Source organism: Citrobacter sp. Colony219, from assembly GCF_019382635.1.
Taxonomy (GTDB): Bacteria; Pseudomonadota; Gammaproteobacteria; order Enterobacterales; family Enterobacteriaceae; genus Citrobacter; species Citrobacter youngae.
The window spans coordinates 2,714,186-2,722,379 of the sequence record NZ_CP080033.1 but is presented as its reverse complement, the minus strand read 5'-3'; the positions used below and the strand labels follow the sequence as shown (position 1 = coordinate 2,722,379).

At 50.8% G+C, this 8,194-nt stretch carries 7 protein-coding genes; 3 read left to right on the top strand and 4 right to left on the bottom strand.

All coding sequences use genetic code 11. The features are described 5' to 3' along the window. Window positions 1–19 precede the first annotated feature (19 nt). From JTI85_RS12140 to JTI85_RS12130, 3 genes are all read left to right on the top strand, one after another. Window positions 20–295: a metal/formaldehyde-sensitive transcriptional repressor gene (locus tag JTI85_RS12140; protein ID WP_003833178.1), complete on the top strand. Its 276-nt coding sequence runs from the start codon at window positions 20–22 to the stop codon at window positions 293–295. 32 nt (window positions 296–327) lie between these two features. Further along, the gene (locus tag JTI85_RS12135; protein WP_048211575.1) at window positions 328–1,446 is read left to right on the top strand and encodes an S-(hydroxymethyl)glutathione dehydrogenase/class III alcohol dehydrogenase; all 1,119 of its coding nucleotides are present in this window, start codon (window positions 328–330) and stop codon (window positions 1,444–1,446) included. Window positions 1,447–1,615: 169 nt separating this feature from the next. Beyond that, window positions 1,616–3,304 carry a methyl-accepting chemotaxis protein gene (locus JTI85_RS12130; protein ID WP_061067959.1) on the top strand — a complete coding sequence of 563 codons (1,689 nt, stop codon included), beginning with the start codon at window positions 1,616–1,618 and terminating at the stop codon, window positions 3,302–3,304. A gap of 49 nt (window positions 3,305–3,353) precedes the next feature. Here the strand turns inward: JTI85_RS12130 and JTI85_RS12125 are convergent, their stop codons facing one another. Genes JTI85_RS12125 through JTI85_RS12110 form a run of 4 tightly spaced genes read right to left on the bottom strand, consistent with a single transcriptional unit; the run spans window position 3,354 to window position 8,178 of the window. Then, on the bottom strand, window positions 3,354–4,451 hold the full coding sequence (locus tag JTI85_RS12125; protein ID WP_142879662.1) for a pilus assembly protein FimA: 1,098 nt from the start codon (window positions 4,449–4,451) through the stop codon (window positions 3,354–3,356). Then, on the bottom strand, window positions 4,451–5,038 hold the full coding sequence (locus tag JTI85_RS12120; RefSeq protein ID WP_048211578.1) for a fimbrial protein: 588 nt from the start codon (window positions 5,036–5,038) through the stop codon (window positions 4,451–4,453). Before JTI85_RS12120 ends, JTI85_RS12125 begins: the two co-directional genes overlap by 1 nt. A gap of 8 nt (window positions 5,039–5,046) precedes the next feature. Continuing rightward, on the bottom strand, window positions 5,047–5,589 hold the full coding sequence (locus JTI85_RS12115; RefSeq protein WP_061067957.1) for a fimbrial protein: 543 nt from the start codon (window positions 5,587–5,589) through the stop codon (window positions 5,047–5,049). Between the two features lie 3 nt (window positions 5,590–5,592). After that, window positions 5,593–8,178, bottom strand: a complete 2,586-nt coding sequence (locus JTI85_RS12110; RefSeq protein WP_219351555.1) for an outer membrane usher protein — start codon at window positions 8,176–8,178, stop codon at window positions 5,593–5,595. Window positions 8,179–8,194 lie beyond the last annotated feature (16 nt).

Below are 8,194 nucleotides of genomic sequence, written 5' to 3'. Positions count from 1 at the left end.
TATAGTATCTGGAGGGCGTATGCCGCATTCACCTGAAGATAAGAAACGCATTCTCACCCGTGTACGCCGTATTCGCGGCCAGGTTGATGCGCTTGAGCGCGCGCTGGAGTCCGGCGAGCCGTGTCTGGCGATCCTGCAACAAATTGCCGCTGTGCGCGGCGCATCCAATGGCCTGATGGGCGAAATGGTTGAGATCCACCTGAAAGATGAACTGGTCAGCGGGGAGACTACCCCAGACCAGCGTGCTGTGCGCATGGCTGAAATCGGCCATCTTCTGCGCGCTTATCTAAAATAACACCATCACCTCGCAATAATGGGAAGAGACAAATGAAATCACGCGCAGCAGTTGCATTCGGCCCCGGTCAGCCGTTAAAAATTGTCGAGATCGACGTCGCACCGCCAAAGAAAGGTGAAGTGCTGGTTAAAATTACCCACACAGGCGTGTGCCATACTGACGCTTTTACGCTCTCTGGCGACGATCCGGAAGGTGTGTTTCCGGCGGTACTCGGCCATGAAGGCGGGGGTATCGTGGTTGAAGTGGGTGAGGGCGTCACCAGCCTGAAACCTGGCGATCATGTGATCCCGCTGTACACCGCAGAGTGCGGCGAGTGCAAGTTCTGTAAATCAGGTAAAACTAACTTGTGTCAGGCCGTACGTGCTACCCAGGGTAAAGGCCTGATGCCGGATGGCACAACGCGCTTCTCGTATAACGGCGAGCCGATTTATCACTATATGGGCACCAGTACCTTCAGTGAATACACCGTTTGCGCAGAGATCTCGCTGGCGAAGGTTAACCCGCAGGCTCCGCTGGATAAAGTGTGTCTGCTGGGCTGTGGCGTAACCACCGGGATCGGAGCGGTCCATAACACCGCGAAAGTGAAAGAAGGCGATACCGTGGCCGTATTTGGTCTGGGCGGTATTGGCCTGGCGGTGATTCAGGGCGCGGTACAGGCGAAAGCCGGGCGTATTCTGGCCGTTGATACTAATCCGGAAAAATTCAAGCTGGCGGGTGAAATGGGCGCGACCGATTTCATCAACCCGAACGATTACGATAAGCCGGTGCAGGACGTGATTGTTGAGCTCACCGACGGTGGCGTGGACTTTAGCTTTGAGTGTATCGGCAACGTTAACGTGATGCGTGCGGCGCTGGAGTGTTGCCATAAAGGGTGGGGTGAAAGCATCATCATTGGCGTGGCGGGTGCTGGTCAGGAGATCAAAACACGTCCGTTCCAGTTAGTAACCGGGCGCGTGTGGCGCGGTTCCGCGTTTGGCGGTGTAAAAGGGCGCACCCAGTTGCCGGGTATGGTCGAAGAAGCAATGAGCGGAAAAATTCAGTTAGATCCGTTTATTACGCATCGCCTGCCGCTGGAGCAGATCAATGACGCGTTCGATTTAATGCATCAGGGTAAATCTATCCGTACCGTTATCCATTTTGGTGATAACTGATTCATTGGCCAGCGGATTTCACCGCTGGCACTTTCCTGAATTTCTTTGAATGATGTTGTGAAAGTGTGACGAATCCGGCGCTTTTCACGGTAAGTAAACTTCCCGGATTGCCGATGACTATCTAACGGGCGTGTTTTCACGCATAAACCCTACAAGAGAGTCGACGGTCATGGACAACACTACATCGATGCAAGCCCAGCATAAACTGGGCTTTCTGCATCAAATCCGGCTGGTTCCGCTGTTTTCCTCCATTCTCGGTGGCATCCTTCTGTTGTTCGCCTTAAGTTCAGGGCTGGCAGGTTATTTTCTTATGCAGGCCGATCGCGATCAGCGCGATGTAACCGATGAGATTCAGGTTCGGATGGGGTTATCTAACAGCTCTAACCACTTACGCACCGCGCGTATCAACATGATCCATGCTGGTGCGGCGAGCCGTATTGCTGAAATGGATGACATGAAGGCCAATATTGCCGAGGCAGAAAAACGTATTAAGCAATCGCAGGACGGTTTTAATACCTATATGGCGCGTGCGGTGAAAACCACTGACGGAGAGGCGTTAGACGCTGAACTGAGCGCCAATTTCAAAGCCTATATCGACGGCTTACAGCCTATGCTGAAGTACGCTAAAAACGGTATGTTCGAGGCGATCATCAACCATGAAAATGAACAGGCCAGACCGCTGGACTCTGCTTACAACAAGGTGTTGTTAAAGGCGATCGATATTCGTACCGCAAGGGCGAATCAGTTAAGCGAACAGGCGCACCAACGTACACAGCTTGGCATGGCCTTTATGCTGGGCGCATTCGTTCTTGCGCTGGCGCTGACCGTGATGACGTTCATTGTTTTGCGCCGTACCGTTATTCATCCTTTGTTACGTGCGGCCCAGCGTATTGAGCAAATTTCAGCGGGCGATCTGACGATGCCGGAGGAACCAACCGGGCGCAGCGAAATTGGTCGCCTGAGCCGTCATCTGCAAACAATGCAACGATCGCTTGGGAAAACGGTGGGCACGGTACGTCAGGGGGCGGAAGAAATCTACCGTGGTACCAGTGAGATTTCTGCGGGCAATACCGATCTTTCTTCACGAACTGAACAACAGGCCGCGGCGATTGAACAAACGGCGGCCAGCATGGAAGAACTGACGGCTACGGTGAAGCAAAACGCCGACAACGCACATCATGCGAGCACGCTGGCGGAAGATGCTTCCGGCAAGGCCAGCCGGGGCGGTCAGATGGTCTCTGGCGTGGTTAAAACCATGGGGAATATCTCAACAAGTTCGAAGAAAATCTCCGAAATTACCGCCGTTATAAACAGCATTGCCTTCCAGACCAATATCCTGGCGCTGAACGCAGCGGTCGAAGCGGCGCGGGCAGGCGAGCAGGGGAGAGGGTTTGCCGTCGTAGCCAGTGAGGTACGTACGTTAGCAAGCCGCAGCGCCCAGGCGGCAAAAGAGATAGAAGGGTTGATCAGCGAATCAGTCCGACTGATTGACCAGGGATCCGGAGAAGTGGTCGCGGCAGGCAATACGATGACGGATATTGTCGATGCGGTAAAACGTGTCACCGACATTATGCTGGAAATTGCGGCGGCCTCTGATGAACAAAGCCGGGGTATCGTCCAGGTAAGCCAGGCGATTTCAGAGATGGATAAGGTCACGCAGCAAAACGCCTCACTGGTTGAAGAAGCATCGGCCGCTGCGGCCTCTCTTGAAGAGCAGGCCGCACGCTTAACGGAAGCCGTCGGCACATTCCGTTTAACCGGGACAAGCGCAATTAAACGCGTTACACCTGCCGTTAATCCATCGGTTTCACTGCCAAAATCAAACACGGTAAATACGGATAACTGGGAAACATTCTGACAGGTCAGTCATCCGGTAATACGATTCTTTGTATTACCGGATTTCTTATTTATTTGTACGTCGCGCTGAGGGTGCCTACGGCGGTGAAGGCTCCGGGGGTGTAGTCATCACAGGTACTGTTGTTGCTGGCGGAGGTACAGGTGAGTAATCCGGCCATGGTGATATCTTTCGCCGTTACGATGGAACCAAAGTCGATGGACACTGAAGAATTTGTGTCATTCGCCGACAGATATTGCCGGGACGATCCCTCGTAAGAAACCGCCACTCCCCGTCCGCCCGCTGCTGAGGTGCCAGTCGTGGTATTGGCGAGAATAGACAACCCGCTATTATCATAAGCCGCTTTGGTCGACGTCAGTTTAAGGGTAACCCCTGAAGCATTAACGCAGTTGCTATTTTTCAAGGTGAAGGTTTTTCGTGGTTTGTCATTACCCACATCGCCAAAGTCGATGGTGGTGGGGGAAACGGATAGGTTACAGGTTGGCGCGGCGAATTTTACGGTGAATGAAGAAGCGTTTACTGTGGCGACAATCTGTTGACTGGTTATATTTTCATCTCCTGCTTTAAACCTGCCTACCTCACCATTTATGACCGGATGCGCTTCACCATTACCTATTGAGGAAACCACCCCACGTTGCCAAACCTCGACGTATAATCCAACAGGAAAACTTCCATCTGCAGCATTATCGATCTCACGTGTCCAACTCGTATTAGACGGAATATAAGCTGTATAATTAGCATTAATAGAATTAGCTATGTAAATGTTATAATATATTCCGGGTATGCTCGTTGGAAAAAAAACTCGATTGTAGCTATATTTTGTACTGCCGCTGGTACTGGTATAACTATCGGATTGCGTACCGCTTGTTACTGTGGTCATTCCATAAAAATCAGAACCATCATTACCCGTATTACAGGTTAAGTTACCATACTTCCCTGCACTTAATGTCCCCAATAACACGGGTGTTGTACTGGACGGGTTATAACTGTTAACGACTAACGTTCCCGCGCTTACCGTGCTGGTATTAATTGTTTCAAAATAACACTCTTTGGCCTGCACCTGATATGAATAAATTCCGCTCAGCAGTAATGCCACAAAAGAAATTGATCGTGAAATCATCGTACTCATATTAACCTGCCATTTATCCATTATTTGTAGCTCACGCTGATTTGCACCTGACTTAATACTCCACCTGGAGTGACCGGTTTTGATGAATCTATTTTCTGGAAGCGGGCGCGCAGGATGGGAAGGACCTTATTGTCATCGGTACCAATATAGTTACTATCGATAATAACTTCGGAAGTATTGTCTTTATTTAAAACATTTTTTCCGTCAAAAAAAGCGACAACGCCAACATTACCTGCTGCGGTTGTTGATTTAACTCGCCCTGTTGGCCCTGTATATTCATTAGGGAAGATCTGGTTACCGGTTAGCTGCGCCTTTTGCGGTTTGATGCTCATTACCAGAGATTTGGCAACGGACCCTGAGTCGCAGCTCAGAGTAAGCATTTGCCCTGCTAAGGTTACGTTTCCCTGCGCAGTGGCAGATAAATCCGCCCATGCGCCACCCGCAGAGAATTCGCTTGCGTCCAGGTCACCTAAATCCATATCAGAAGCGGCAATATAACAGCTACCGGTAACCAGCTCCGCCTTAACCGTTAATACATTTGTATTGGTACTGATTGCGGCCCATAGCGGTGTGGATATCAGCAATAAGACTGTTGGGATAAATTTCATGGTGGCTCCTACTGATAGGTGGTAGTGAACGTCAACGAACCGTTGAAGGTGCCACTTGTCGCAGAGGTTGCATAAGACGTCGGACGCAGAGATAAGACCAGATTCAGGGCTTTATTGGTGCGCTCAGTCGAGGTCCAGTCAAGCGGAGTACTACTATTGAGAACCAACAGAGAGTTTGGGGAGCCAGAACGATACAAAACCGCTGCTGCCCCGTTATCCCCACCCTTGAGTTCGGTTGGATAACCGCTGTAGACAGATGAGGCCTTAATTCCCGTTTTCATCCAGGTCACTGTCTGGTTTGTACTGGAGCCGATCGTGCAGTTGCTGTACTGCAACGAAAAATCTTTCAGCGTGTTAGCGCCCTGAGCCTCAAGTTCTGCGCGGGTTAATACACCAAAATCGATGGTTTGGTTCACCGCTTTGCTTGAACCAACAACAATATTGACGGTGCAGGTCATAGCAAGCAAATTGGCCTTAAAGTTAACCACGACATCCGCCGCAAAGAGATGCGGGCTGCATAATAGAAAAGAAACAAGCATTACCTGGCGCATAAGCTACTTTCCGGCTCCTGGCATCTGGCAAACTAACGTCTCCAGATGAATTGATTTTCCGATCATCACGGGCGCGTCAGGGATCTGGTAGGTCACATCGCAGTAGCTTGCCGCGTCGCTCCCCCAAATAACCTTCAGGCTGCCACGTTGTTCGATCCCGCGTAAAAAGGCGCGGCCCGCCTGACCCATTGCGCCAACGGATTTTCCCTGCTCATTGAGAATGTTCGCGCCCAATGGAATGAAACTGTTATCACTACGTCTGAGCGTGACAAACACCGATTGACCTTGCTGGGTGGCGAAGGTGACTTTCACCACGGCACCATCGCGCGGAACCACGGCGGCGGAGGTATTTTTCACTTCGACGTCCGCCTTGATGGTGCTGAGATCCAGTCCGACGGTATTCTCGGCATAAGGTGAAAGACTGGTGGCAACTGCGTATCCGGCACTGTCAATCTCACCATACCCATTGGTGGTGGTCGCGCCATCTGCACCTTGCGCTTCAATAAGGGCTATGGCGCTTTGTGCGTTGACATTACCCGGTAAGAGCGTCAATCCACCGCTGTGTAACAGCACACCGCCGTTATTGTTTAGGGAATACTGCTGGTTATGATTTTTATCGACTGTAGCGGAAACGCTGGTCGATCCATGCGCGCCGTTATAAGTGGAATATCCGCTGACGGAATAGGTGTCTTCTCCCTGGCTGGCCTGGTTAGCGGTGGTGCTGAGGCTGTAGTTCCATTTATTGTTGCTACTGTTGCCGCTGGCCGTACTGGTGAAACCGTTGTTGCCGCTAAAGTCGCTATTGGCGCTGAGGTTCAGACTGGAGAATGCTGGTTGATCGTTTTGAGCGTTGCTACCAAAAGGAATACTCAACCCAACGTACAGGCTGTCATCTTCATCGCCCCATTCGTTATAACTGCGCTGCAGCGAGATATTCCACGAGATGGAGCGGCAAGTATTGCTGTAGCCCAGCGAATACTGAGACGTTTTGTCTGAGCTACCCCAGTAACTCGTCCAGGTGCCGCTGAGATAAAATGAACCGTAATCTTCACCGTTAAGGTTGATCGGTTGATTGACGTTAGCCTGAAGCTCATTCTTGGAATGGCTGTAGCTGTTGCGATACGCATCGTTACGGTTAGTATCGTGATCGTCGCTATAACTATCGATGCTATTTTGCAAAGAGATGACGTCATTAAGCGAGAGGTAATCTTTGGTGCTGTATCGATAGGCGCTAAAGCTGAAATTGGTCTGTGTTGCGTCCAGCACATTACTGTAGCTTATACGGTAACTCTGCCCCTGCAGAGCGCCAATATCTTCAAGTGAAGCGCGAGAGTGGATAACATCGACTGCGATAGCACCAAGACGCGTATTCATCGCCAGACCCAGCATCCCCGCCAGATAGTCTTCTTCCATTGACTGTATGCCGCCATACAGCGTGAAAATATCGCTCAGTCCATAATTACCGTTAGTGGTGAGCACCCAGGGAGAATCGCTGTTGCCATCGTTGTCTAATGTCCCAACGGCAAAATCCCAGTCAACTTCACCTTTGGTCATTAACTGAGCAACAGAGGCGTACGGTACGGTGAATAACCGTTTTGACCCATCAGCTTCTTCCACGGTAACGTCAAGGTCAGCGCCGTTGATTGCCACATAATAATCTTTCAGGGCAAAAGGACCTGGGGGAACGGTGGTTTCATAGATGATGCGAGACTGCTGTCGTACGGTAATTTTGGCATTACTGTTAGCCACGCCGTTGATGACGGGAACGTAGCGACCGTCATGTGGATCCATACGTTTGTCGTTATACAGATGTATGCCTTTAATGCCGATACTATCCAGTACTTCGCTGCGAGAGGTGACCTGACCCAGTTCCATTTGTGCCCGGATAGGGGGTAAATCGCGTGCCAAATAGAGGTCGTAGTTGTCCCAGGTCGCGCTATCGTCTTTTGCCCAGTTCAGCGCGCCGCTGGAACGTAACCGCCATGCTCCCAAATTGAGACCATAGCCGAGCCCCAGATAACCACTGTCAGAAGCGCTACCGTCGTTTTCACTGTGATAGCCGCTGAAGCTCCAGTTCAGTATTGCAGCAGGAATACCGGCATCCCAACGTGCGGGGTTGACATAACCCGCAGGGTGGCTGACGAGAAACAGCTGCGGAATTGTGAGCATCAGGATCTGTGAATTAGGATCGTAACTCACGCTGGATGAGGGGTAATAATCCGCCAGTATATAGCATTGCGATTCACCTTCGTCCGCATCTGCCGTGGGGAGTTTGCTTACATCAACGTTTGCTTCATCGAGCACCTCACGAGTCAGGCAGGGAGACGCGTTCGGGGTGTGGTTGTCAATAAACTGGATCTTTGCAGTTTGCTGTTGCTCACCGTTAATCCAAACGGAGACGGTATAAATACCGGGTTTCACCGGGTTGCCGCGCGCATATTGTGACACGTCGATTGTCGATTTTTTACCTGCATTGCTGAAGATAAAGTCATCGTTGAACTCAATGTAATTATCGTCAGCAAATCCTGTCTGACAAATAGTCAGTAATACCCATACTGAGGTCGCTAACCGGTGTTTTGACATCGACATAGAGCAATCCTTGCAC

Coding starts and splice junctions, on each gene's coding strand:
- JTI85_RS12140 (WP_003833178.1), top strand. CDS start 20: ATGCCGCATTCACCTGAAGATAAGAAACGCATTCTCACCCGTGTACGC.
- JTI85_RS12135 (WP_048211575.1), top strand. CDS start 328: ATGAAATCACGCGCAGCAGTTGCATTCGGCCCCGGTCAGCCGTTAAAA.
- JTI85_RS12125 (WP_142879662.1), bottom strand. CDS start 4,451: ATGGATAAATGGCAGGTTAATATGAGTACGATGATTTCACGATCAATT.
- JTI85_RS12120 (WP_048211578.1), bottom strand. CDS start 5,038: ATGAAATTTATCCCAACAGTCTTATTGCTGATATCCACACCGCTATGG.
- JTI85_RS12110 (WP_219351555.1), bottom strand. CDS start 8,178: ATGTCGATGTCAAAACACCGGTTAGCGACCTCAGTATGGGTATTACTG.
- JTI85_RS12115 (WP_061067957.1), bottom strand. CDS start 5,589: ATGCGCCAGGTAATGCTTGTTTCTTTTCTATTATGCAGCCCGCATCTC.
- JTI85_RS12130 (WP_061067959.1), top strand. CDS start 1,616: ATGGACAACACTACATCGATGCAAGCCCAGCATAAACTGGGCTTTCTG.